The organism is Finegoldia sp. BIOML-A1 (genome assembly GCF_009678325.1).
Taxonomy (GTDB): Bacteria; Bacillota; Clostridia; order Tissierellales; family Peptoniphilaceae; genus Finegoldia; species Finegoldia magna.
In genome coordinates this window covers 18,557-44,835 of sequence record NZ_WKZF01000006.1, presented here as the reverse complement: position 1 = coordinate 44,835, position 26,279 = coordinate 18,557, and the positions used below count along the sequence as shown (strand labels likewise).

General features: G+C 37.8%; 24 protein-coding genes. 5 read left to right on the top strand and 19 right to left on the bottom strand.

The window, feature by feature from the left end:
• Complete coding sequence (locus tag GKG00_RS06450; RefSeq protein WP_154254797.1) at nt 1–1,164, top strand: pyridoxal phosphate-dependent aminotransferase; 1,164 nt, start codon at nt 1–3, stop codon at nt 1,162–1,164.
• Nucleotides 1,165–1,537: 373 nt separating this feature from the next.
• On the opposite strand, the gene pepD is transcribed toward GKG00_RS06450, so the two are convergent.
• The 5 genes from pepD to GKG00_RS06425 all read right to left on the bottom strand — a co-directional run bounded on the left by pepD (nt 1,538) and on the right by GKG00_RS06425 (nt 7,649).
• Nucleotides 1,538–2,953: a beta-Ala-His dipeptidase gene (pepD, locus tag GKG00_RS06445; protein ID WP_154254796.1), complete on the bottom strand. Its 1,416-nt coding sequence runs from the start codon at nt 2,951–2,953 to the stop codon at nt 1,538–1,540.
• 71 nt (nt 2,954–3,024) lie between these two features.
• Nucleotides 3,025–4,236: a DUF819 family protein gene (locus GKG00_RS06440; RefSeq protein ID WP_154254795.1), complete on the bottom strand. Its 1,212-nt coding sequence runs from the start codon at nt 4,234–4,236 to the stop codon at nt 3,025–3,027.
• A 229-nt stretch (nt 4,237–4,465) separates the two neighbouring features.
• Nucleotides 4,466–5,719 carry an L-serine ammonia-lyase, iron-sulfur-dependent, subunit alpha gene (locus GKG00_RS06435; RefSeq protein ID WP_154254794.1) on the bottom strand — a complete coding sequence of 418 codons (1,254 nt, stop codon included), beginning with the start codon at nt 5,717–5,719 and terminating at the stop codon, nt 4,466–4,468.
• Nucleotides 5,720–5,815: 96 nt separating this feature from the next.
• Nucleotides 5,816–6,316 (bottom strand): DNA-deoxyinosine glycosylase, encoded by a 501-nt coding sequence (locus GKG00_RS06430; protein WP_154254793.1) that lies wholly within the window; start codon nt 6,314–6,316, stop codon nt 5,816–5,818.
• A gap of 22 nt (nt 6,317–6,338) precedes the next feature.
• On the bottom strand, nt 6,339–7,649 hold the full coding sequence (locus GKG00_RS06425) for an MATE family efflux transporter (RefSeq protein ID WP_154254792.1): 1,311 nt from the start codon (nt 7,647–7,649) through the stop codon (nt 6,339–6,341).
• Nucleotides 7,650–7,778: 129 nt separating this feature from the next.
• On the opposite strand from GKG00_RS06425, the gene GKG00_RS09050 reads away from it, so the two are divergent.
• On the top strand, nt 7,779–7,907 hold the full coding sequence (locus tag GKG00_RS09050; RefSeq protein ID WP_277752819.1) for a hypothetical protein: 129 nt from the start codon (nt 7,779–7,781) through the stop codon (nt 7,905–7,907).
• 373 nt (nt 7,908–8,280) lie between these two features.
• Here GKG00_RS09050 and thiE read toward each other — a convergent pair whose 3' ends face one another.
• From thiE to GKG00_RS06390, 7 genes are all read right to left on the bottom strand, one after another.
• A complete protein-coding gene (gene thiE, locus GKG00_RS06420) occupies nt 8,281–8,919 on the bottom strand; it encodes a thiamine phosphate synthase (protein ID WP_154254791.1) in 639 nt (212 codons plus the stop codon).
• Complete coding sequence (thiD, locus tag GKG00_RS06415) at nt 8,912–9,715, bottom strand: bifunctional hydroxymethylpyrimidine kinase/phosphomethylpyrimidine kinase (RefSeq protein WP_154254790.1); 804 nt, start codon at nt 9,713–9,715, stop codon at nt 8,912–8,914. The genes thiE and thiD overlap by 8 nt, the downstream gene beginning before the upstream one ends.
• 59 nt (nt 9,716–9,774) lie before the next feature.
• Nucleotides 9,775–11,238, bottom strand: a complete 1,464-nt coding sequence (gene malQ, locus GKG00_RS06410) for a 4-alpha-glucanotransferase (RefSeq protein WP_154254789.1) — start codon at nt 11,236–11,238, stop codon at nt 9,775–9,777.
• A gap of 1 nt (nt 11,239) precedes the next feature.
• Nucleotides 11,240–12,976: an ABC transporter ATP-binding protein gene (locus GKG00_RS06405; protein WP_154254788.1), complete on the bottom strand. Its 1,737-nt coding sequence runs from the start codon at nt 12,974–12,976 to the stop codon at nt 11,240–11,242.
• The gene (locus GKG00_RS06400) at nt 12,954–14,702 is read right to left on the bottom strand and encodes an ABC transporter ATP-binding protein (RefSeq protein WP_154254787.1); all 1,749 of its coding nucleotides are present in this window, start codon (nt 14,700–14,702) and stop codon (nt 12,954–12,956) included. Before GKG00_RS06400 ends, GKG00_RS06405 begins: the two co-directional genes overlap by 23 nt.
• 61 nt (nt 14,703–14,763) lie before the next feature.
• On the bottom strand, nt 14,764–15,258 hold the full coding sequence (locus tag GKG00_RS06395) for a hypothetical protein (protein ID WP_094204231.1): 495 nt from the start codon (nt 15,256–15,258) through the stop codon (nt 14,764–14,766).
• Nucleotides 15,259–15,364: 106 nt separating this feature from the next.
• Complete coding sequence (locus GKG00_RS06390) at nt 15,365–16,150, bottom strand: patatin-like phospholipase family protein (protein WP_154254786.1); 786 nt, start codon at nt 16,148–16,150, stop codon at nt 15,365–15,367.
• A gap of 79 nt (nt 16,151–16,229) precedes the next feature.
• Between GKG00_RS06390 and GKG00_RS06385 the strand changes: the two genes are divergently transcribed.
• The 3 genes from GKG00_RS06385 (at nt 16,230) to GKG00_RS06375 (ending at nt 18,247) form a co-directional block, all read left to right on the top strand.
• Nucleotides 16,230–17,156, top strand: a complete 927-nt coding sequence (locus GKG00_RS06385) for a YdcF family protein (protein ID WP_154254785.1) — start codon at nt 16,230–16,232, stop codon at nt 17,154–17,156.
• A gap of 83 nt (nt 17,157–17,239) precedes the next feature.
• A complete protein-coding gene (locus GKG00_RS06380; protein ID WP_154254784.1) occupies nt 17,240–17,842 on the top strand; it encodes a hypothetical protein in 603 nt (200 codons plus the stop codon).
• 162 nt (nt 17,843–18,004) lie between these two features.
• Complete coding sequence (locus GKG00_RS06375; protein ID WP_154254783.1) at nt 18,005–18,247, top strand: type II toxin-antitoxin system Phd/YefM family antitoxin; 243 nt, start codon at nt 18,005–18,007, stop codon at nt 18,245–18,247.
• Nucleotides 18,248–18,806: 559 nt separating this feature from the next.
• On the opposite strand, the gene GKG00_RS06370 is transcribed toward GKG00_RS06375, so the two are convergent.
• The 7 genes from GKG00_RS06370 to GKG00_RS06340 all read right to left on the bottom strand — a co-directional run bounded on the left by GKG00_RS06370 (nt 18,807) and on the right by GKG00_RS06340 (nt 26,174).
• Nucleotides 18,807–19,382, bottom strand: a complete 576-nt coding sequence (locus GKG00_RS06370; protein WP_154254782.1) for a Fic family protein — start codon at nt 19,380–19,382, stop codon at nt 18,807–18,809.
• A 1,358-nt stretch (nt 19,383–20,740) separates the two neighbouring features.
• Entirely contained in the window at nt 20,741–21,475 is a 735-nt protein-coding gene (locus tag GKG00_RS06365) for a carbon-nitrogen hydrolase family protein (RefSeq protein WP_154254781.1), read from the bottom strand.
• Nucleotides 21,475–21,978, bottom strand: coding sequence for an acetyltransferase (locus GKG00_RS06360; RefSeq protein ID WP_154254780.1), 504 nt, complete (start codon nt 21,976–21,978; stop codon nt 21,475–21,477). The genes GKG00_RS06365 and GKG00_RS06360 overlap by 1 nt, the downstream gene beginning before the upstream one ends.
• 102 nt (nt 21,979–22,080) lie before the next feature.
• Complete coding sequence (locus GKG00_RS06355; protein ID WP_154254779.1) at nt 22,081–22,932, bottom strand: class C sortase; 852 nt, start codon at nt 22,930–22,932, stop codon at nt 22,081–22,083.
• A complete protein-coding gene (locus tag GKG00_RS06350; protein WP_154254778.1) occupies nt 22,919–23,758 on the bottom strand; it encodes a class C sortase in 840 nt (279 codons plus the stop codon). Before GKG00_RS06350 ends, GKG00_RS06355 begins: the two co-directional genes overlap by 14 nt.
• Complete coding sequence (locus tag GKG00_RS06345; RefSeq protein ID WP_002840364.1) at nt 23,745–24,611, bottom strand: class C sortase; 867 nt, start codon at nt 24,609–24,611, stop codon at nt 23,745–23,747. The genes GKG00_RS06350 and GKG00_RS06345 overlap by 14 nt, the downstream gene beginning before the upstream one ends.
• Nucleotides 24,612–24,788: 177 nt before the next feature.
• Entirely contained in the window at nt 24,789–26,174 is a 1,386-nt protein-coding gene (locus GKG00_RS06340; RefSeq protein ID WP_154254777.1) for a SpaA isopeptide-forming pilin-related protein, read from the bottom strand.
• Between the last annotated feature and the right edge of the window lie 105 nt (nt 26,175–26,279).

Below are 26,279 nucleotides of genomic sequence, written 5' to 3'. Positions count from 1 at the left end.
ATGAAAAACTTATCAAATAGAGCGACAAGTTTCACAGAATCTGTCATCAGAAAAATGACACTTGTCGCCAACAAATACAATTCAATCAATTTGGCGCAAGGATTCCCAGAATTTGATCCGCCAGTTGAAATATTAAACAGATTACAAGAAATTTCTCTGACAGGCCCACACCAATATTCCATAACTTGTGGGGCGAAAAATTTGAGAGAAGCCATCGCAAAAAAACACGAAAAACTTACAGGAAACACCACTAACCCTGATGAAAACGTCGTTGTGACATGCGGTGGTACAGAGGCAATGATGGCGAGCATGATGGCAATCACAAATCCTAGTGACAAAGTTATCATATTCTCTCCATTTTATGAAAACTACAAAGCCGACGCGATTTTGTCCGGAGCAGAGCCAATATTCGTAAAATTAAACCCTCCAAATTTTGATTTTGACATAAACGAATTGGAAAATGCATTCAAACAAAATCCGAAAGCCATCATCCTCTGCAATCCCTCTAACCCATCTGGAAAAGTATTCACCAGAGAAGAATTACAAATAATAGCATATTTTGCAGAAAAATACGACACATACGTCGTGACAGATGAAGTGTACGAACACATAGTCTACAAACCTTACGTGCACACGTATTTTGCATCATTACCAAAAATGAAAGACAGAACCATCACCACGACATCCTTGTCCAAAACATACTCAATTACAGGTTGGAGACTTGGCTACACAATCGCAAACAAAGAAATCACACAAGCAATCAAATCAGTGCACGATTTTCTTACAGTCGGAGCAGCAGCCCCACTACAAGAAGCGGCGATAGTCGGACTTAATTTCGATGACGAATACTACGAAAGGCTGCAAGAAAAATACACTCACAAAAGAGATATTTTTCTTAACGGATTAAAAGAAATCGGACTAGACTTCTACTCTCCGCAAGGAACGTATTTCGTGATGGTCGACATATCCAAGTTCAAACGCAAATCAGACTATGATTTCTGCGTAGAATTGTCTCAAAAAATCGGCGTAACACCAGTACCTGGTTCATCTTTTTTCAAAGACGATAATAACGATTATGTTAGATTTCATTTCGCCAAAAACGACGACACATTGATTGAAGCCATCAATCGACTTCGAAAAATCAACGATTTGTTGGTTGACTAAAATAAATCTACCTAATTTCAAATAAATACTCCTAAGCAATGACCGCGACATTAGTTGCGGTTTTGCTATGTTATAAAATCTAAGGTAATTTCAAGGGAATAAAACACAAAAACTCGTAAACCACTCATCTATCTATAAAAATTGATAAAGTCGTTTCAGAACAAAGGAAAGTAGAAAACCAATTTGCACGAATATCTAGACTTCGTAAATTACAACATAGTTTCAAGACAAACAAAACACAAAAACTCGTAATCCACTTTATTTCTCATTCGCACACACAAAAACCCTTATGCACACGACAACAAAATCGTCGATTTCTATGCATAAGGGTTTGTTTATCACAGTTTTTCTCTGTGATTTATTTTGTCAAAAACTAAAGTCTTTCTAGAAGTGATTTCACAAATTCGTAAGTTCTTTGTGTAGATTCGATTGAAAGTCTTTCCTTAGGACTGTGAACGTCTTTCATAGTAGGTCCAATGGAGATCATTTCCATGTCTGGGAATGTGTCTATGAATACTGCTGGCTCCAATGCTGCGTGGACTACTTCAACCTTCATTTCTTTTCCAAACAAATCTTTGTATGTTTCAAGCGCTAAGTTTCTCAATTCAGAATCTTTTGCAAATGCCCATGGTTTGTAATAATCTTCCTTTTTAACTTCAAATCCATATTTTTCATAAACTTTTGACACATCTTCAGTGTGTGCATCGAATGTTTCAGGGTTTGAACTTCTAAGAGAAATGGTTACTTTCAACGTATTATCCTTGATTTCAAATATTGCCAAGTTGTTTGAACATTCAACGATATCTGGGTATTCCTTCATCATGCTATACACTCCGTGAGGAACATCTTCGATGAAAGATAAGATATCTTCCTTATTTTTTTCATCCAATACTTTTTCGGCGTTGTCGCATTTTTCAATCTTAACTCTCATATCCTTATCCAATGGATATTTTGCAATTAAATCAGAAAAATCAACATCGTAATCGTCTTCGTTAGAACTGAACACAACCTTCGCATCTCTTGGAATAGCGTTGTGTTTTGTTCCACCTTCGATGCTAACAAGTGCTACCGGTGATTTTTCTTCGATTAACTTCAAAGCTTCACGTGCAAATTTGATGGAGTTACCTCTTTGTTGGTGAATTTCCATTCCTGAGTGACCACCAAGCATGTTGTTAATGTTCATAACAAAAGTGTTTTTCATTTTATTGTCCACGTAATTTAGCTTTTTAGTTCCTATTATGTTGTGTCCACCAGAACAACCGGACAATAAAATTCCTTCAACTTCGGCGTCAATATTCAAAAGCTTTCTTCCTTTGATGTTTTCTCTCTTCAAAGCTCTTGCACCGACCATTGTAGTTTCTTCATTAGTTGTAACCAACAATTCAAGTGCAGGGTGCTTAGCGTTTTTGTCTTCCATAATCGCAAGTCCAATAGCACTTGCAATACCATCATCTGCACCCAAAGTAGTGCCTTCTGTTTTAACCCAGTCACCATCTACAACTAGTGGAATAGGATCCGTCAAAAAGTCGTGTTCAACACCATCTGCTTTTTCTGCAACCATATCCATGTGACCTTGAATTACAACTGAAGGATGATCCACATAATCTGGATGAGCTGGTTTTCTGATTATAATGTTGTTGCTTTCGTCTTGAATTGTTTCAAGTCCCAAATCTTTTCCAGTCTTGTACAAGAAATCACTGACTGCTTGTTCATTTCCAGATTCTCTAGGAATTTTAGTCAATTCTTCAAAATAATGAAACACTCTTTCTGGTTTTAAATTTTCTAACATATTTTCTCCTTTTCTGTTCAAACAAACACATTCTTTGAGATTAACCCAAAGAATGTGTTCAAATTTCTAAATTAATGTAACAATATTCCCGAAAGAATACCGTAGTAGTTACCAATTACATAACCTAACGTACCTACCAGAAGTGCAGGAACTATAAGTTCTGTCCAACCTTTTGATACAGCCATTGCTGCTGCAGTAGTTGGTCCACCGACATTCGCATTTGATGCGATAATGATTTCTTCGATATTGAATTTGAAAAGTTTTCCAAATATCAATGAAACTATTAAGTTGATTAGTACAACGATTAATGCGAATACTAATAACAATGGAGATTCTCTCAAAATCAATCCTATTGAAGCTGGAGCTCCAATAACTGCGAAGAACAAATAAATCAAGAAAGTACCGATTTCTTGGCTACCTCTAATAGATGAAATTTGTTTAGGGAATACTGATGCAAGTATCATAGTAAATGTAGTCATTAACAAGTATTTATTTCCCAATAATCCGCCTAAAATTGCACTTCCAGCTCCTTCGCCTGAGAATAAGTTTCCAAAAACAGTGGCTAATTTGTCAGAAATGGCTACGATAACAAATGATAATGCAACTGTGAAAGCAATGTCTTTAAGAGAAATTTCTTTTGCTCCCCAATATTTTGCAGCCATAGTTTTATTAGCTTCCTTGTCAGATTCTGATTGTTGTTCCAAAGCGTTAACAAGTGGCATCTTATAATGTTTCTTGATAACAGCCATTGTTGGAAGTGCCATCAATGTGAAGAAATATAAAGCCATAAGTAAGTTATCTGCAACTAATGCAGCTGATACAGTAGCTCCAGGAACCTTGTATTGTTGACTCATTGCAACGAAGTTTACTGAACCACCAGTATAAGTACCCACAAACATTGGAACGATATCGTTCAATGCAGGAATTGCATTCTTCAAAGCAAAGTATGCAACAAATCCACCTAAAATTGTTCCAATACCACTGAATAAATAAATAATTAAAACTCTTCCTGAATCTCTACCAATTTTTTTGATATCAGCATTGAATAACAACATTGGTACAGCCAAAGGAACTACATAATCCCAAACAGCATCGTAAACAGGTGCTTCTGTTGGAATAATTTTAAGGTTTGACAAAATTAAAGTAAAAGTCAAAGCCAAAATACATCCTGTAACCTTACTTGCCCATGTATATTTTTGTTCCAAATATATTGCAAGAGCAGCACATGATGCCAATACAGCCCAAAGTATCCAAGTACTTTCGGCACTAATAAATGATCCCATAAGAATCCTCCTTCAAAATATTTTATTTAATTAAATTATAATACCAATAAATAAATTATGCAAGTGTTTTCTTTACATTTATCAGAAAAATCACAAGTAATTTACTTGCTTTTAAACTGATATTTTCATTATAATTTAGCGTTAAAACCAAATCATTTTTGTGTTAAATATGAAAATGTTTTTGTTCGCACAAATAAAAAAGGCATTAGATTTACTAACGCCCTCAAAATTATTTTTGAATCATTGTGTTAAGCACAATAATATCCGTTTCTTTCATACCTTCCTTAGCAACATAGCCAATACTTCTGATAGTTTCTTCGATATCGTCTTTTAATAAACCATCTCCAGGTTCGAAGTTTCTGTTATTTTTCGCCAAATAATATCCTGAAATTCCTGCATCTACAGCTGTTGCGATTTTTGCAGCACAGGATGCCTTAGCACCGTCACAAATCATACCCGATGCAATCATCAAAGCATTTCCTATTGTTTTTTCAATCAAATCCAAATCCTTAGTTTCCATGTAGCAAATTCCAGCTCCTGCAGCAACTCCCGCAGAAGTAACCCCGCAAAACGCTGAAAGTCTACCTATAAATCTCTTGATGTGAAGTGCTGTCAAGTTCGTAATCAAAAGTCCACGATATAATGTTTCTCTGTCGTAATTTTTTTCATTTGCAAATACAACAAGTGGCATCGTGCAAGTTATACCTTGGTTTCCACTTCCTGCGTTTATTACAACTGGTAGTGAACAGCCACTCATACGTGCATCTGATCCTGCTGCAGCTCTTGCCTTAGCTTTTGTTCTGATAGATTCATCTTCATCCATCAAAATCTTGCCCATAGCAACTCCCCATTTTCCAGTCAATCCTTCATCGGAAATTTCAGAATTCAAAGTAATTTGTTTTTCCAACAAATCCTTAACCTCATCTAAGTTAACATTGTTTGCGTATTCAAAAATATCCTTTACTGAAAGTTCGTCATAATTTTCGTATTCTGGTGTGTGAGTGTAGCAATTATCAATATGTATTACTTCGTCGTTTTTAGTAACCTTGACGATATTTGTGTGTTTGTTTTTGATTTCAACATCCACAGTATTTCCATTGTCATCATCTGCTACGATTTCTATGTCTAAGTTTTCCACGCCTTCTTTTAAGCTAACAGTGATGATGTCCTTTGCCATCAAATTCTTCGCAGCCTTGATGTCCTCATCAGTAACCTTTGACAAAACCTCAAGCCCAAGACAAGAATCTCCCGCAACAGTTCCAATAGCAGTCGCAGCTTCCACGCCCTTCATACCGTTAGTGTTTGGAACAGTAACTCCCTTAACGTTTTTGATAATATTTCCTGAACACATAACCTCTATCTTACATGGAATAACCCCCAAAACTTCCCTAGCCTTAGCCGCTGCCAACGCAATAGAAATCGGTTCAGTACATCCCAACGCCATAATTAATTCAGATTTTAATAATTCAGTGTAATTCTTCATTTGTACTCCTCAATAAAAAATAATTTTATAACAATTTCTTCCATACATTAACCATTATAACACCAGAAATACATTATTGTAAATGATTTCAAACTCTTACAAATACTCCAAAATAACCTTCCATTCTTTTTCCAAATCATCCAACCTGTATCTAGCATTTGCAGGTGATGTCGAAGGAAGCTTCGTAGCCTCCACCCCCAAATTCTTAGCGTGATATTCCTCAAAGCACTTAAAAGAAGCAGTCCCGTTGCAAAAAACATGATTAATATCTGCATAATCCACAATCTCCTTCAAATCAGAAGGCACCACATTTTTGATACTAGAATCTGATGAACCAATAATATCGCACTGATAAATCGAATCGTACACAGCAATATTATGCTCCAACAAAAATCTCTTCCTATCCTCAATACTCACATCCAAATCCACATCAAAAAGCCTCTCCATCAACTTCCAAAACCTGTTTTGTGGATGCCCATAAAAAAATCCGTATTCCCTAGTCTTTACAGATGGAAAAGAACCCAAAATCAAAATCTTGGAATTCTCATCGTAAAGAGGTTTTAACGGATGGACAATAGTCTCATAATTTCCTTTCATAAAATCCCCCAATCTCTCTTGATTATATCACAGACTTTTCTCTGAAAAATAAAACAATAGCCATCATGCAAACAATAAATTCACTCACAGGATACGCTGCCCACACGCCAGTCATTGCAAAAATCCTCGATAAAATCAAAGCCGTAGGAATAATAATCACAAATCCCCTAGCAAATGAAATCACCTGTGATTTAATTGATCTTTCAGTTGACGTAAAATAAGTCGAAACCACAATATTAAAACCAATGAAAAAGCACGCGACAAAATAAATCTTCATACCACTCACAGCGTAATCTTGAAGCAAAACATCATTCGCCTTGTTATAAAATGCCGCTAAAATATCCGCGTTGAAATAAATCGCACCGTAAATTAAAATCGACAACATAATTTGCACAAAAATCGCATACTTCAAAATTTTTCCTACATTTTCAACATCATTCTTCCCGTAATAATGACTAATCAAAGGTTGAATACCTTGCGACAAACCAGTATAAATAGCCGTAACCACCAAAGAAATCACAGTAATAATGCTGAAACTATCTACCCCAACGTTTCCAGAAATCCCAAGAATAATCATATTGAAAGTGAACATCACACTCGCAGAAGTCGCTTCCGTCAACAAAGCAAACATCCCCTTCGACACAATCTCCCTAATACTATGGAAATCAAAAATATTCTTGTTCAAATGAAATCCGTTGTTTCTAGAAATAATATACGGAAAAGTCACCATCATGCTTATAATTGGAGCAAGACCCGTCGCAAAAATCGCCCCGAAAATCCCCATATTCATCGGAAAAATAAACACATAATCCAAAATCACATTCGAAATACTACCAATAACCATTGCAGCCATCGATAACCTTGGATTCCTGTCATTTCTGACAAAACACTGCAAAATATTATTCATAAAAAAAGCCGGCGCAAATAACATCATCACTCTCAAATAAGTATTAGTCATCTCGAAAATACTATCGTCCGCTCCCAAAAACCTCACCAGTTTATCAGAGAAAAATCCCCCTGAAATTACAAACAAACAAGCAATGCTAATTCCCAAAACCACCGCATTCGTGAAAATAGTATTCGCATCATCATCCTTATCCTTACTCTTAAAAATCGAATATTTGATACCACCACCAATACCAATCATCAAACCCATCCCGTTAATAATGCAAAACATCGGAAATGCAATATTAAGAGCCGATAACCCGTCCGCTTTTAACTTCCACGACACAAAATAAGTATCCATCAATGTATAGCAAGAAAAAGCAATCTGCGCGAAAATATTCAGAAAAACATACTTCCCAAACTCTAGAAAAGCCTTATTATTACCCATAAAAACTCCTTCAATAAAAAATAAAACGCCCACACACAATAGCCTTTGTGTATGGACGCGTTTCAAACCATGAAATAATTATACCATATCTCTCATCGTTTGTCGGGAGTGGGATTAGGAGGGCATGGCGTGGTAAAAGGGGCGAGTGTGTTGCGAGATAGTGGGTTGTGGGCGTGTGTGGGTGTTGGATATGAGTGCGAGTTTGTGAGCGTAGGCGTGTGTGGAGAGGGGTTGGATGTGAGTGTGTGTGCGGCGTAGAGCTGAGCGTAGCTTGCAGGGTTGTAAAATAAAGTAGATTAACGAGGTTGCTAATTGTGCATTGAAACAAAAGTAGATTACCAAGTTCGCTAAGAATATCATACGGAGAAAATAAGAATAAATTCAAGCGAAATGAAACGTTAAAAAATCGCACTGTTTGAGCGTCAGCGAGTTTGCGATTTTAGTTTCATGAGCGATAAATTTATCAATTTTTGTAGACAGATGAGCGGTTTACGAGTTTTTGTGTTTACTTATCCATGTCATGTGTCTATGTCTTGCAAACTGGTTTTCTACTTTCCCCTTGTCCCTGTACAACGTCAATGTCTTGCGACACCTTCACCGCATCAAAAAAGAGGTGCCCTCGCACCCCTCGTTATCTACTCAAAATCATATCGAATTTTTGTTTCAACTCTTGTGTTGATGCTGCAACATCTCCCGTTGAAAAAACCGCCGATGTCAATGACACAGAATCCACATTACAGTCGAAAATCATCCTAATATTGTTCTTGTTAATGCCACCAATCGCAGTGATTGGAATGTGAATCTTCTCAGAAATCTCCTTCAACGTGTCGATTGTAACCCTCACGAAATCATCTCCAGTGAACGTCGGAAAAATCGCCCCCACGCCAATGTAATCAGCGCCAGCCTCTTGTGCCTCCAACGCTTGTTCCAACGTGTGACAACTAATCCCAATAATCTTATTGTCACCAAGAATCTCCCTAGCATATTTTATCGGCATATCCTTTTGTCCCAAATGCACCCCGTCGACATCGCACGCCTTCGCAATATCAACCCTGTCATTCACAATCAAAAGTTTGCCCATACTTTGAGTAATCTCTTTTATCCTAAAAGCCTCGCGCATAATGCTTCTTGTATCCATGTTTTTTTCTCTAAGTCTCACAGAATCTGCACCATTTTTCAGCGCAATCTCAATAGTCTCTGACAAATCCCTGCCCTTGAGAGTTTGTTTATTCGTGACCAAGTTCAACCCTAAGTTAAATTCCTTATTCATTTTCCAACTCTCCTTCAAAAAATTTGTAAAAATGATTTGTCGGCCCATTTCCCTTGCCAATATGCAAATCGTGCTTAATAGCATTAGTAATGTAATCCTTACTGAATTTCACAGCGTCATCTATCGATTTTCCAAGCGCCAAATTACTAGCAATCGCACTTGAAAGCGTACAGCCAGTCCCATGAGTATTCTTCGTGTCAATCTTCTCAGTCACAAATTCGTGAAAATTCTCGCCATCATACAAAATATCAATCGCATCTCCCACATGATGACCGCCCTTCACAAGAACGTATTTCGCTCCCATATCGTGAATAATCACAGCACACTTTTTCATATCGTCCACACCGTCGATTTTCATTCCACTAATTCTCTCTGCCTCTGGAATGTTAGGAGTTATACAAGTGCACAAAGGAATTAAATCCTCAATCAACAAATCAATCGCATCTTCTTGCATCAAACAAGCGCCGTGCTTAGCGTACATCACAGGATCCAACACCACATTTTCTGGTTTGTACTCCAATAATTTATCCCTAACACAACTCATAATCCTCTTGTTCGATAACATCCCGATCTTCACAGCGTCAGTTCCCATATCATTATAAATACAATCAATCTGATCCTTTATAATCTCATCGGGCAAATCCTCAATCGACACCACCTCAAAAGTATTCTCTGCGACCACCGAAACAATAACGCTCATCGCATACACCCCGTGTGCCGACATAGTCTTGATATCCGCTTGAATTCCCGCTCCGCCTGAACAATCAGAACCTGCAATCGTAAGAACTTTCTTCATAACTCCTCCTAATAATTTGCTGCAAATTAAATTATATACCTATAATCATTTTACTTCAACTAATCCCTGTTGTAGAGTTTCACAATCGAAGAAATTTTACATTCAAGCTCATCTGTAAGCCAATCTTTTTTCATTCTCCACGTCCAATTACCCAACGTATTAGGCGTATTCGTCCTGTAATCATCATCCAAATCCAAGAAATCCTGCATCTGACACATACACAAACTGGCTCTCGTCATGTAAGCAACCTTTATCATAGCCATTTCCACATCATCTGAATTAACATAATTTTTAATGTAATCAAGCTCATCAGAACCTCTGCTATTTACAAATCCCCTAAGCGTTTGATTGTCGTGAGTTCCAGTGTAATACACTGTGGTTTTTCCCACATTGTGTGGCAAATAGTCCGATTCCTCATTCAAATCAAACGCAAATTGCATCACCTTCATGCCCTTGAAGGAAAACCTATCTCGCAGATTTATAATATCATCAGTAATCAAACCCAAATCCTCGGCAACAATCCTGTCAATCAAGTTTTCTTTTTTCAAAATCTCAAAAAACTCCTCGCCCTTTGCCTTAATCCAGTGTCCGTTTTCAGCAGTGTTTTCCGATGCATCAATCGCCCAAAAAGCTTCAAATCCTCTAAAATGATCCAGACGAAGCACATCGTACATTTTCAAATTATGCTTCATCCTTTTCAACCACCATTCAAAACCAGTTTTCTCACAATAATCCCAATCATACACGGGATTTCCCCAATATTGTCCAGTTTCAGAAAACCTGTCCGGAGGAACTCCTGCAACAAGTTTCGGCGACAAATCCTCGTTCACCACAAACATATCGGGATTTTGCCACATATCGCTGCTTTCCTTCGACACATAAATCGGTAAATCGCCAAATATTTTTATCCCCAAATCATTCGCGTAATCTTTCAATTCGAAATACTGCTTGTAAAACAAACATTGTACGAATACATTGTACTCAATCTCATCTTTTAACAAATTTTCGTAATAATCGACGCTTTTCTTCTTGAGGTATTTTATATCATCCGAAAAATCCAACCAAGATTTGCCATTAAAATGCTTTTTCAAAGCCTCAAACAAACAAAACCCACGAACAAGTTCACGCTCACTAAAATTTTCTGTGTCGATTATCTTCAAATCCTTGTTACGTTCAAAAGCCTTTCTTAAAATCTCATCCTTTACTTTTGCCACATAATCGTAATCCACAAAATCATCTTCGAATTTGTAGCCACGAACATCTCTTTCCGTCAGCAAACCATCCTCAATCAACTTGTCGATGTCGATGTACATGTAGTTTCCAGCAAAAGTTGACGGCGACAAATACGGGCTGTTGCCATCAGAACTTATCGGAACAAGCGGCAATATTTGCCAGTAAGTCTGCTTTGATTTCTTCAAAAACCTCACAAACTCATACGCACTCTCACCAAAACTTCCTATTCCATAATCAGAACTCAAACTGAACACAGGACACAAAATCCCTGCTTTTCTATTAACACTCATATTAGCCCTTCTTGTTTTGTTCACGATACATTCTCGTGTAAATCTTGCCATTCGCCAACAATTCTTCGTGCGTTCCTTTTTCCACAATAACGCCCTTGTCCAACACATAAATGCAATCCACATTTTTAATCGTAGACAATCTGTGCGCAATTATAAATGTAGTCCTGTTTTGTTTCAATTTGTCGATTGCGTATTGAATCACAGATTCCGTTTGCGTGTCGATGTTTGCCGTCGCCTCGTCCAATATCAGAATCTTTGGATTGGTGATGTAACTTCTCGCAAATGCAATAAGTTGTTTTTCACCTGCTGAGAAACTTGCACCATTGTCCTTGACTTCCTCATCAAGACCATTTCTGAAATCTATCAACCTGTCCGCACCGATATCCCTCAACGCATTCTCCACTTCTTCATCTGTAAAATCCTTGTCGAGCCTGATGTTACTTTTCACATCTCCCATAAAAAGCACCGGATCTTGTGGCACCAGCGAAATATTCTCTCTTATAGAATCCACGCTGTAGTCGTTGAAATTCTTGCCGTCAATTGTGATCGTACCTTTTTGTGGCTTGTAAAATCCTAAAAGCAAATTAATTATCGTAGTCTTGCCACTTCCAGTAAACCCTACAAATGCAACACTCTCTCCGCTTTTTATATCAAGCGACAAATCTTTAAGCACAGGTTCGTTTTCAATATACGAGAAATCAACATTTTCAAACTTAACATCACCCTTGATGTCGCCGATTTCTCGTTCTGGAAACTCCTCGACCTCAGTATCCAATAATTCAAACACATGCTCTGCTGCACTGAACGATTGCTCCAACGAGCCCATTCTTTCCACGCAGTTACTGATGTACAAGAAAGTCCTCGAAGTGTATTCCATCGTCAAATACATGCTCCCCAACTTAACATCAGTATTTCCAGTCAAAACATTGTATGCGTAAATACCAAGTATCGTAATCGTTGCAAAGTTTCTGAGAAGTTGTGACACATTGTAGCTCATCGTACCATAAGCCCTGGTCACCATATACCCGTAATCATACACATTTTTCGCAGAAGTTTCGTAATCCTTACTGAAATCATCTTCCAAATTATACGCCTTGATTATCTCGATATTATTGATAGTCTCGTTGATTTTCGCATTCTCTTCGCTTATGTATTTTCTCATATTTGTAAATGCAAAGCGCGATTTTTGCAAAAATTTCTTAAAAACATAAAACATAATTGGAAAAAATAGGCACACAATAATCCCGATTTTCGTGTCAGTTATAAGCACCATCGCAATCATAAAAATACTCACAATTACGCTTACCATAAGCTGTGCCAACACCATTTGGTAGAAACTCTTCACAGTTTTCGTGTCATTTGTAATTCTGCTGACAACTTTTCCAGCCGGCAAATTATCATAAAAAGATATCGGCATTTTTTGAATGTGATCGTACACATCCATTTGCATTCTGCGTGCGATTTTGTTCGCAGTTTTCTCCAAATACACCGTAGAATTGTACTTCCACAGTGAATCCACGAAGAAAACCGCCGCATACAAGCACAACACCAACGCTAATTTTCTAATATTGTATACAAGTTTTTCTCCTGTAAGTAAATTGTTGATGATATACGCCAATATAATCGGCCCGATAATCTCGAACACAGTCATCAACACCGTAAACACCATCCCTATCGTCAAGTTTTTCTTCTCGTTTAGGGAGTATTTTATAATTCTATTCGTCACACTCTTTCTCATAAGCACTCTCCACTGTCTGTCTCAAATATTGCTCCTTGTACCAACCATCTTGTTTCATCAAAGAGTCGTGATTACCTCTTTCAACTATTCTGCCGTTTTCAAGAACTATAATCTCATCAGCATCCTTCACTTGGCTAATCCTATGAGTTGCGATGATATTAGTCTTGCCGGAGCGAATTTTTCTGAAATTATCCAAAATATTCTTCTCCGTTGTTCCATCCACAGCACTCATGCAGTCATCCATAATCAAAATATCCGGATTCTTTATCAAAGCCCTCGACAACGCAATCCTTTGTTTCTGACCGCCCGACAAACTAATTCCCTTTTCTCCACACAACGTATCCGTTCCATTCACAAGCTTATCCAAATCCTTCTCAAAATCGCTCATTCGTATAGCTTCCATCAATTCTTCATCCGTTGCATCCTTGTTTGTAAGCTTGATATTTTCGCCAATAGTCTTCGAAAAAATCATGTGGTTTTGTGGAACATATCCCATTCTTTCTCTGACTGATTCGATAGTATAATCGGTCAAGTTTTTGTCATTCAGAAGTATTTCTCCATCTTCTACATCGTAAAATCTAAGAAATTGCTTCGACAAAGTAGTCTTGCCGCTTCCAGTTTTTCCCAAAACACCCAAAGTTTTTCCAGGTGTAATTAAGAAATTGATATCACTGAGAACATTCTCCTTCGAAGTCGGATACTTGAATGACAAATTCCTAAACTCAATCGTAGGATTTTCCTTCAAATCAACAGCATCAGATTTATTCACAATGTCTTCCTTGTAATCCCACACCTCTTGAATCCTGTCCATACTCGCATCGGCTTGCTTCTTCACGCTGATGAAATCGCCCATGCCAATCATCGGCCAAATCAACAAATTCAAATAAAACATAAAACTCATCAGTCTTCCCACAGTAATGCTGCCAGTTCGTATCAAATAAGTTCCGTAAGAAATCGCAAGAACGTACGTCATAACCTCTATAGGCTTTTGGATGGGACCATACCATGCGATTAACTTTGCAGTCGCCATGTTTTTTTCGTACAAATCATCCGCTCTGTCTTGAAACTTCTTTCTTTGAAAATCCTTCAAATTATTTGCACGAACCACACGCACACCACTTACAGTTTCCAAAGTCTGATCATTCATCTTATCGAACGATTTTTGCGACTCATCAAAAGTCGTATTCAATTTGTTGCCGATTTTATTACTCACCACAACCAGTATTGGAAGTGGAAGCACACTCAACAAAGTCAACCTGAAATCTGTCGTCACAATCATCACGATAACTATCAAAATAGGATAAAAAGTCGAATCGAATAAACTCATCAAACCATATCCCGCAAAATCTCCCAAAGCGTACGGATCATTTGTAGCCTTCCCCATCAAAGACCCCGTGGAATTCTTCTCGAAAAACTCCGGCGATTGTTTCAAATATTTGTCGTACAACCTAGTCGTCACCAAATACCTAATCGTGTCATCGCCCCTAAACACATTCAAATTCCACACAACACTAACCACATAACACAACACACTTGCAACCAGACAAATCCCCAAATTAATCTTCAAGTTTTCAGCTGTCACATTCCTGTTGAAAATATTGTCCGCCACATTACCAATCATGTACGGCAAAACCAACTTGAAAGCATAATCAAAAATAAGTGCGATAATTGCGATTATGTAGCTTTTCTTGTAGTAATCAATAAACCACTTATACCTTTTTAACATACTTACTCCTTTACTTTTGCAATAAAAAATAGGGCTCATAAAGAGCCCCAAATAGCAAATTCTATTTTTGCAATAATTTAATGATGTGTTCTCTGAAATCTTCTCCATCCATAGTAACAGCACCTGTGCCACCAAAAATATCCACAGATACCTTGAAGAAGTTCACAACTAATTTGTCTCCCAAATCATAGTGTTCTTCAATATGACCTGGAACGAAAATCAATTCCTTCTTGTCTGTTTCAACATCATCAAGGTTCAAATGTTTGATAGGGTCAACCATGGCTTCAACCACACCCATATCTTCCATCATCCACATGTTGTTGTTCCAGAATCTTTTTTCTTCAGGACTTCCACCATTCAAAAGCTCTTTGTTTGTAATAGATGATAAAACTCTTCTTACAGCTTCCTCATCAAATTTGTCATTGTATATTAACTTCATTTCATCTCTATTAGCTACATCAATGATAAAAGATTCAGCAACCTTTTGACCTTCTGACGCTGATTGCCAGAAATATAGCATCATTTCAACTACTTCATTATTAATTTTAATGCTCATTATTCAGACCTCCTTCTTTCAAAAATTCTCTATATTAAATATTATACAACTAACAAAAACTTTTTCCAACAAAATTTTCAAAATTTCAACATATTTTCCAATAATTCTACAAATTTTCTTTTTTCAAATCCGCATACACCTTCATCGTATCATCATATCCAAGCTTCAAACCGTATCGCATCTTTTCCTTTTCAAACTCCAAAATTTTTGGGAAGTCCCTGTCCCATGTCTTAATAATCGTGTATTTTGGATTTTTCTTCAACTTATTCGTCAACAAATACGGCTTCAACGACACAATCACGACCTCATCGCACACATCATCAATCATCTTGTACGGATTATTCTCCATATACCCACCATCAATCAACCTCTTACCGTCAAGTTTTTCTTGCTTAAACACCAACAAATTGGAACTCGCACGCAAATAATCTCGCAAGTGACCTTGTGGAATATCCTCAATAAACAAATTCAAAAGCCTTCTTTGTTCCACATCAACAGTATTAAGCCCGAACTTCATCTTAGATTCACGAACTCTTTTCTCATCAATATATTCGCTCAACAAATCATTCAAAGGCTCCACACTGAAACCCTTGTTATCGATAAAATCCTTCGCCAAGACAAGCTTATCCTTAGCATTATCCAAACTTAAACTCTGTTCCATAATAGAATTGACATCATTGTCCTTTAAGCTAATCACATCATCGTAAGTCAAATTCTCCCACAATTTATACGCTATCTCCCAATCGCCCTGGCAAATCATAGCCGCATTGATAGCTCCAATCGAAGTTCCCACGACATAATCAAAGTCAATTCCCATTTCCACCAACGCCTTGTAAGCGCCAATCTGATAGCAGCCCCTCGCTCCGCCGCCTTCCAACACTAATCCTCTCATAAAGACCCCCTTCTTAATATGATTATATCATCAACCAACCCCACAATGTGTGATATAATTTTTCGTGAAAGGAAAACACATGTACACACTACTACTAATATCTGCGATACTTCTAATAATCGCAGCCTCAGACAATTTCATAAGTATGTTCACAGCAACAAGCACCATTTTATTCGTAATTAGTGCCATCGGACTAATATTTTCACCAAATTCCGGAACAATTTTGAACATAATCATAGCGATCAACGTAATCACAAATTTATTTATCCTTGCGATAATATCATACAGACTCTACCAAAAAGCAAAAGTCAAAGCCAACATCGCACTTCACTTATCAGCAAGTTTACTATACATCGCAATGATAGCAATAAACCTGTTCAAAATATTTGACCTTTACCAATACATAATAGGAATGAATTTGTATCTGAGCTTAATTGTACTGTCACACCTGCTTGGAAACCTCATAATCAAATACCGAAAAATCGCCACAGATTTTGACTACATCGTAGTCCTTGGAGGATCCATGAAAGGAATCGAACTGTCTGATCTCATCAAACAAAGAATGCTCACATCATTTTCCTACTACAGAACCGATAAAAGCATTATGATATTTTCCGGCGGCAAATCCAACGGAGACATCGAAGAATCCGTAGCCATGAAAAACTTCGCCGTCCAAAACAACATCCAGGATACAGATATTTTATTGGAAAAACTTGCCATGAACACAATGCAAAACATAGAATACGTAAAAACACTCATACAACAGCAAGATGCAGAACACGACAGAAAAAAAGTCTGCGTAATCACCAACAACTTCCACGCATTCAGAACCAAACTCATCTGCAACAAAATGAAAGTCAATTGGACAGTAATACCAGCAGAATCTAACCTCAACTCCAAAATCTCGACATACCTCATAGAATTATTAGCCGCAATCTACCTGGACATCGTAGTTCACATCATAATGCTTCTCATCATCACCATAATAATAGGCATCTTAGTATAATCGTAGCTATATTGTAGACATTCTCCTGATTGGAAAATCGAAATAGTGGTATAATATATGTAAAGAAATCGGAGGAGGATTTTATGAAAAACATTAAAAAATTTGGACTATTACTTGCACTTGTAGCTTCAGTATCATTATCAAGCTGTAGCAGCGAACAATCATTGAATAAACCAGATACAACAACATCAACAGCTGAAAACAACAAAAAAGACACAGCAGCTGACACACAAGAAAACAAAAAAGAAGACAAAGAAAACAAAGAAGACAAAAAACCAGAAGAAACAACAGAAGCTACAGAAAAAGACGAAACAAAAAAAGACAACCAACAAGAACTTACAGATGATGAAAAAGCAACACTAGATGAATTTGTAGAAAGATTAGAAAAATACGAAAACGGAACAGCAGGCGCATCACTAAAAATGGATAGACTATTCACAGAAATGGTCAACAGATGCACATCATTAGAAACAAAACCAGAAAAATCACAAGAATATCTAATCAAAAAAGTATCCCAAGTCAAAGACACTGAAAACTTCAAACAATCAGTAAAAGGACTAAAAGATACCATAGAATACTACAAATCAAACAAACAACAATACATCCAAGAACTAAAAGACAGTGGCGCAACATGGGATCCACAAATCAAACTAGAATCCTTGGAAAATGTAGTAAACAAATTCTAATATAATTAGGAAAGAAGCTGCAAAACAGCTTCTTTTTTTGTGAGAATAAAAACCTCTTCAAAATATGCAAAGCAGAAAACTACAATTGACCGAATATCTAGCTTACGAAAATAGGTTTAATTTATCCTAGATAGAGGTATAATTTTATTAGGAGGGATAATCATGAAAATTAATACAAAAAATCTTGTATCAATCACAGAAGCAAACCAAAACTTCTCTAAAGTAGCACGTTTAGTAGATGAGCAAGGATCTGCTGTCATACTAAAAAATAATAATCCTAAATACGTAATTATTAAATATACTGAATTTGAATCAGAACAAAATGCTGATGATGAATGCATCACAGAAATCTCAAAAAGAATCTTAAAACAAAATAAAAAAGCTTACAATGAACTCTCAAAATAAAATATTGCCAACATATCATAAATTAAAACAAAGCAGAAAACTACAATTGCCCGAATATCTGGCTTACGAAAATAAATAAATCCTAAGCTCATGAACCTAAAATCTCAAGTGCGAGCTTCGCTCTGGCACCAGTGAGATTTCTTAACGGTTCATTTCGCTTGGATTTATAATTATTTTCTCCAGATGATATTCTATAGCAATTGTAATAATCTGCTTTTTTCTCGTTTAGAGATATATAAATCTGTAGTAAAATTTCAAATTCGTATCCACGATTTTTATGGTATTTCATGCGAAAACCATAAGATTATACATAAATTCCTTTAGAATAAAAGGCTTTAACTAAGCGAGTCATCTGGAAAAAATTTAGAAAACTCAATCGAAGAAATCCGGCCAAAATTTGACCGCGTAAGCGAAGCGTGCTTCAAATTTTAGGATTTCGAGATTAGAGTTTTCCAATTTTTGGAAGCCAGAGGAGCGTAGTTAAACCTTTTATTCTGGTTTGAAACAACGTAATTCTAGCAACAAAACCCTGTTCCTGTCTACCTACACACGAATTCTTTTACTCCTCTATATCCTCAATATCATACCTATCCAAATCCTCATACACATACGACTGTTGAATACCACGCAAATAAACACCCCTGTCATCAACCATATCTGTCAAAGCATTCTTCAACAAGTGTTTAATCTCCAAAGAATTCACCGGCGACCTCTCCATAGCACTCAAATAATCAGCCCTGTCCACCATCGTCCAGTCAATACATTTGTTCAAATTCTTCTTCAACATCAAATCCAGCCAAATCCTAGTCGCACGACCATTTCCTTCCCTGAAAGGATGCGCCACATTCATCTCTACATACTTCTCAATAATCTCATCAAAAGACCCCTCTGGCATCCTCTCAATAATCGCCAAATTACTCTCTAAATACAACAAATTTGCAAACCTGAAATTTCCCTTTGACAAATTCACATCACGAGTCTTCCCTGCAAAATCAAAAATATCCTGAAACAAAAACCCGTGAATCTCCTGCAAACCCTTGTAAGTACCAACCTCAAAGTTATTGATAAAACCCTTGTCCCAAAGCTCAATCGCCCTCCTCTTAGACAAAAGCTCCTCATCAATCAACCTACCCATCAAACACCATCCCTTCTTATCATTATTTTATGTAAAATTCTGCGTAATTTCTAAACGTGTCGAATTTCATACGGTTATAATTTTTATTTTCTTTTATATAAGCGAAGCGTGCTTCAAATTTTAGGATTTCGAGATTAGAGCTTTCAGCTTTAAGAGTTTTTTAGTAGGAAGCCGGGTTTTACGAAGAATATCATTCGGAAGAAATTTTGTTGAATTCAAATCGAAGGGCTCCGGCCAAAATTTGACCGCTTGAGTGCGGAGCACGAGCTTCAAATTTTAGGAGACCAAGATTTAGAAATCACAAATTTCTGTAGACCAGATATTCGAGCAAACCTGCTCCTACGCCTTGTTGACGAGTGAAGTTAAACCTTTTATTCTGGTTTGAAACAACGTAAATCTAGAAACAAAAACCCTGTCCCTGTCTGCTTACACACGAACTCTCTATCTTCATCCAGCAGCCATAACTCCTGTCCTTACCTACCTAAGCAATGCCTCATACAAACGAAAATTCATTCGAAAAAATCCGTCAAAATCAGGAAGCAAAGCGCAAGCAAGCGGACTGATTTAGGATTTTGAGAGTTGAATTATCAACTTTCTCCCCCTAATCCCCCATGAGGTATGAGTCCTTTAGAATAAAAGGCTTTGACTAAGCGAGTCATCTGGAAAAAATTGTGAAAACTCAATCGCAGAAATCCGGCCAAAATTTGACCGCTTGAGTGCGCAGCACGAGCTTCAAATTTTAGGATTTCGAGATTTGTTGTTTTCCAATTTTTGGAAGCCAGACGAGCGAAGTTAAACATTTTATTCTGGTTTGAAACCAAGTAATTCTTGCAACCATAACCCTGTCCCTGTCTACCTTTACACGAACTTTCTATCTTCATCCTGCAACCACAACCCCTGTCCTTACCTACCTAAGCATCAGCCTAATACAAACGAAAATTCATTCGAAAAAATCCGTCAAAATCAGGGAGCAAAGCGAAGCAAGCGGACTGATTTAGGATTTTGAGAGTTGAATTATCAACTTTCTCCCCTAATCCCCCATGAGGTATGATCCTTTAGAATAAAAGGCTTTAACTAAGCGAGTCATCTGGAAAAAATTGTGAAAACTCTAATCGCAGAAATCCGGCCAAAATTTGACCGCGTAAGCGAAGCGTGCTTCAAATTTTAGGATTTCGAGATTTGTTGTTTTCCAATTTTTGGAAGCTAGACGAGTGAAGTTAAACATTTTATTCTGGTTTGAAACAACGTATCTCTAGCAACAAAAACCTGTCCCTGCCTACCTTCACACTAACTCTCTAACCCCATCTAACAACTTACCCCTCACTCAAAACCTACCTCAACACAAACTCTCTAATACCTCACCTTACAAACTCATACCTCAACACGCCCTCTTTCCCTGGCTCCAATTCCTCAACGACCTTACCTTGGTAAAACACATAAGCGCCACCCTTCGCCCTGTCATCATCATCCACAAACGAATTCACAAACAACACCGGCATTGGCACAAGCTGCGACTGTTTCTTGTAGTCCTCAAACTCATTCTTAAACCAGTCCTTCACCGAAAAATCGACAAACACAGGCCACAACAAAATATCAGAGTCAATCATAGAAATATAAGTATACAAATCCTCTTCCCAGAAATCACCGCAAATCAACGTTGAAAAACTCACGCCATCCATCTTGAATAAATACAGCTTGTCGCCTTCCCTGTAATCGCTGCAAGCAGAAGGCTCCTTCCAACCAGCACTCATTCTCCTGTAATTGTTCAAAATCTCTCCACGTTTTGTCACAGTCATCTGCGAAGAATAAAACGCACCATGATCATTCTCAATATATCCGAACGAAATCGCAACCTCATTCTCCCTCGCAATCCTGCGAATCTCCGCAATCTCATTCGAATTTTGCGTCACAGGAACACCAACATCATCCTTGTACACGAAACTCAAACACTCAAATCCTTGCAAGAAACTCTCCCCAAACACACACATGTCAGCTCCATTTTCAGCTTCCTCTCTCGCATATTTCTCAATCTGCTTCATATTAAATACCTTATCATTCAAACGTTGCTCTACAGCACACAAACTAATCTTCATTACTCAAAAAACTCCTTTGCATAACTAAGCTCTCCACGAGTCTTGAAACCATCCTCGCATCTCGCCATGAAATAATCATCCTCCACATAAAAAGGACACAAAATCCCGTAGTCCCTCGCCCTCGTGAAACCAAACCTCGTGAACACACCAGGCTCTCCCATCACGCAGACAAATTTCACCCCACGACTCATAACATCATCGACAGCATTTCCCACAAGCAAATTCACATTATCATCACTCAAATGCTCCTCGTCAATGTAGAAAATCGACAACAACAACCCATCGAACTTCCTCACACGACATCTCGTGAACATCACAAGCCCACAAATCGCATCGCCGTCTTCCAACACAAACGTACAATCCTCACAGAAACTCTCCGATTTCACAATGTCCTCAAACAATTTCACATCGCTCTTCTCAGAAAAACTATACTTCATATTAGAATCTCTCAACAAATCACAACATCTGTCGTAATCATCTGCATTATATAATCTATATCTCATAAATCCCTCTTTTTCATCATTCGTTACATCAATTATATCCTAATTCACACACATTTGCCATTTCCCCCACACAAAAAACTGCGAGCCCACACCCGCAGTTTCCTAATTTTTGTGTTTTCTAATATCCAACACGAATTTTCTAATATTCACAATAAGCACAATCCACGCTAATATCGTAAGCGCCAACAAAACATAATCAACAGTCTTTGATGACGAATCGCTCTTAGTGTTCATTGTCGCCGCATTCTTCTTACTTGTAGCATCTGTCATAGCCTTACCGGAATTCTCATCAACTCTCACGCAGTTAATCAAAATCCTTCTCGTAAACGGAGGATACATCGGATCACACGACAATATCGTCAGCATATCCTTGCCTTCCACAGGCTTCAACCTATCCCAATCCGACGGACTAATGTACTCTCTTCCGACAACCTTGTAAGTCAAAGTCTTCCCATGATGATGCACATACACCACATCATTAGAATACAATTGACCCACCTTCAGCAACATAATATCTCCGTACCAACCCCTGTGGCCCGCAAGCACACTACGCCTGCCCTTACCACCCACAGGAATCGAAGTACCGTCAAGTTGACCGACACCCTTCGCCAAATGATTGTAGCTAGCACCCAAATAGATAGGCTTCTTGAAATTAATCTTAGGAATCTCCAAATACCCGAAAATCCCATTCTCATCAATAACCTTGCTACCCTCAAGCTCAATATCCTCCGAATTAAAAGGATCCACAAGACCCGTTTCATCCACATTCACATTCGAATTGTATTTTTCGATTCTTTCGGAAAGCTCAGTCGTCATCTCGCCTTGACCCTTCAAAAACTCATCCATCTTTTTATCTTGTGAGAAAATCTTATACGACAAATTGCTCAAACAAAACGTCAACAACCCAATCCCCACAAACAAAATCACATAACCAAACTTCCTACTTGATCTCATTATTCTTCTTCCTTCTTCTTTGTCTAATATAATACCACAACAAAATCGCGATAATAATCAATGAAATAATCAAATAAATCTTGTACTTACCAGTCACTTGACTCACCAAATCCTTCTCCACAGCAGTAGGATTGTATTCAGTACGCTCAGCACGCACCAACAACCTGTGCGAATTAATCATATACGGAGTACAAGTCAATAACGTACAATAATCCTTGCCCTCTACAACCAAAACCTTGTCGAAATCGCTCGGCTCCACAACAAAAACGTCGATAACCTTGTACGCCAACACCTCTTTGATATTGTGAATGTAGAACACATCGCCCTTCTTCATCTTGTTCAAATCAGTAAACAGCTTCGCAGTAGGAAGACCCCTGTGAGCAGTCAACACAGTGTGCGTACTCTTGCCACCAACAGGAAGGGAAGTCCCCTCCAAGTGACCCACACCCTTTTGCAAAACCTCCTCACTCGTACCAGCGTAAATCGGCAAATCCTGATTAATCTTTGGAATCTCAACGTGGCCTATCTTTTCTTTTACCTCGAGCATTCTCGCATACTCGCTAATCGCATTCTTCTTTTCCTTCTCAGAATAAGGATCCGCAAGCTTACTAGGATCCAAAGTCTTGTTGTAAATCTGAGCGAGCCTAATCCTCCTGTCAATCTCCTTCTTGTCAATCTTCTTAGCCGTAGTATCAAAATCGTGCACCGCACTGTTAGCCTCAATCCTGTAGTACAACCTCGAAATCAAAGGATACATCGCCACAGCAAACCCCACCAAGAAAATCAACACATACTTCAAATTTTCCTTTAACTTAGACTTCTTCATGCTTATCCTCTACATCCAGTTCCTTCAACCTCTTCTTCGCCTTACGTTGACGATAAATCAAATACAACAAAATAGCGATAATAACCAAAGAAACATAGAACAAATACCTGTAAATATAACTTGCCTTATTATCAGCAATCAGAGCCTCATCCACAGCTGGAACATAAGGAACCCTATGACCCCTAACCAAAAGCCTGTGCGAATTAATCATAATAGGAGTACAAGTAAGTAACGTACAATAATCATGACCCTTCACAATCAGCAAATCATTAAAATTAGACGGCTCCACAATCTTAATCTGATCCACCTGATAAGCCAACGTCCCGAAAATATTGTGAACGTAGAACTTATCGCCAATCTTCATCATCTTCAAATCCGTAAACAACTTCGCCGTAGGAAGCCCACTGTGCGCAGTCAACACCGCGTGAGTATTGTTCCCACCAATAGGAAGAGAAGTCCCCTCCAAGTGACCAATCCCAATCTGAAGCACATCCTCGCTCGTACCAGCATACATCGGCAAATCCTGATTAATCTTAGGAATCTCAACGTGACCGATCTTCTCCTTCACCTCGAGCATTCTCGCATAAGCCTTCCTGCCTTCTTCTTGGTTCTTCTTGTCGTAAGGATCCTTACTCACCACATTGTTCAACGAATCATTGTAGCCCTTCGCCAAAGCCAACCTCTTATCCAATTCTTCCTTCGACAAACCCTTCACAGCCTTGTCGAACTCCTTCACTTGATTTGTGGAATCCACCCTATAATACAACCTAGAAATCACAGGATACATCATCACACCAAATCCCAACAAAAATATTAAAATAAACACAAAATTATGCTTAATCTTCTTCCACATTACAATAACCTTTCTCCTACACCGATTTCTAAGTCAATTATACCTTAAAAAAATAAAATCGAAAAATATTTGATAACGAACATAACCAAACCCTCACACCAATAACACATCTCACAAAATCGTAGACCACCTAGCATGAGGGTTTATTTTTGCATATTCTCAAATCTATTTTTCGACTTACTTAATATTTTTTCCTATTAACTTATCGTCCTTCGCAATTATCCACTTACCAATAAAGAACATAATCGCACCGCCAATCATACTCATGAAAAACCTAATGTCCCCAGTCTTTGGAATACGACGAGTAATATCTCCACCTGGAGTTCTTCGTCTAGTAATATCGTCGCCCGGAGTTCTTCGTCTAGTGATAGTATCTCTCTTGTTAGTAATGAAAGCAATGGAAATAGTCTTATCATCGGCTTGTTTTTTGATTTCAAATTCCACAGGCTCACTCAACAAAATGAAACCTTCCGGAGCCTTTATCTCAACCAAGTAATACTTACCATAATCCATATCTTCCACAGCAAACTTACCATTGTCAGCACTTGTCACGATATAATCCTTGCCATCTTTCTTAACAGGCTCAAACTTACCGTCTTTGTTCTTAGTCATAACCTTGAACATCGCACCACCCAAAGGCTTCTTAGCTTCATCAGTCTTCATGAAATCATGTCTGCCCTTGTCAGTAGTAGTCTTACTATTTACAACCCTAAGTTCCACAGACTTATCAGAAATAGTAAACTTAGTGTCAATATTTTTAATCATATAACCTGCTGGAGCTTCCACCTCTCTGAAAATATAATCGCCCTTTTTAATATCGTTGATTATAATCTCACCAGATTCATTGGAAATATACAAACCCTCATCAGATTTTTCCTCATTCTTAGATTCCTTATTGGACTTTTCTTCCTTTTTAACTTCCTTGGAATTTGCGTTCTTCGATTCATCTGCTTTTTCTTCAGATTTCACCTTGGATCTGTCGTCATCTTTTGGAGATAGTTCAAGCTTATCATCTTTTTTCAAAGTAGCCTTGTTCTTAACCTCAACATACTCGCTACCCTCTCTTTTAAGTAACTTAAACTTAGCACCCTTCAAAGGATTGCCGCTCTCGTCCACTTTCACAAGTCTCACATTCGTAGAAGATTCCTTCGCATGAATAGTCACATTCTTGCCGTCATTCTCCACATCATCTGGAAGGTTAATCAAAGCAGGAACAATATCCTTGTCCCTTTTAATTCCAGAAGTATCCCTCATATAGTATGCACCAGCACTCAACTTATCAAACACAATTTGATTGTCCTTAAACTCCATCACCCTTTTGTCAGAATACTTAGAATTCAACTCTTCAATAGATAACTTATTAAGTTCATCAAGCTTACTTGATTTATTATCGTATGGCACTTGTTTTCCAGTCACCTTCCACAACGAAATATCTCCACGAGTCTCTCCTAGCTTCTTATCCACCGTCACAGTTATCGAATAATCCCCCGCAGCAAATGAAGTGCTAGTAAGAGTCATCGCCACCATTATCATAACCATTAAAATTTTTTTTAAAATCTTCATATTATTACCTTCCATTTATAGTTCTATATTAACATTGTTATATTCTTCTAAAAGTGCAAATACATCACATATTTGCACTTTTAGAAGAAGGAAAATTGCTTTTCC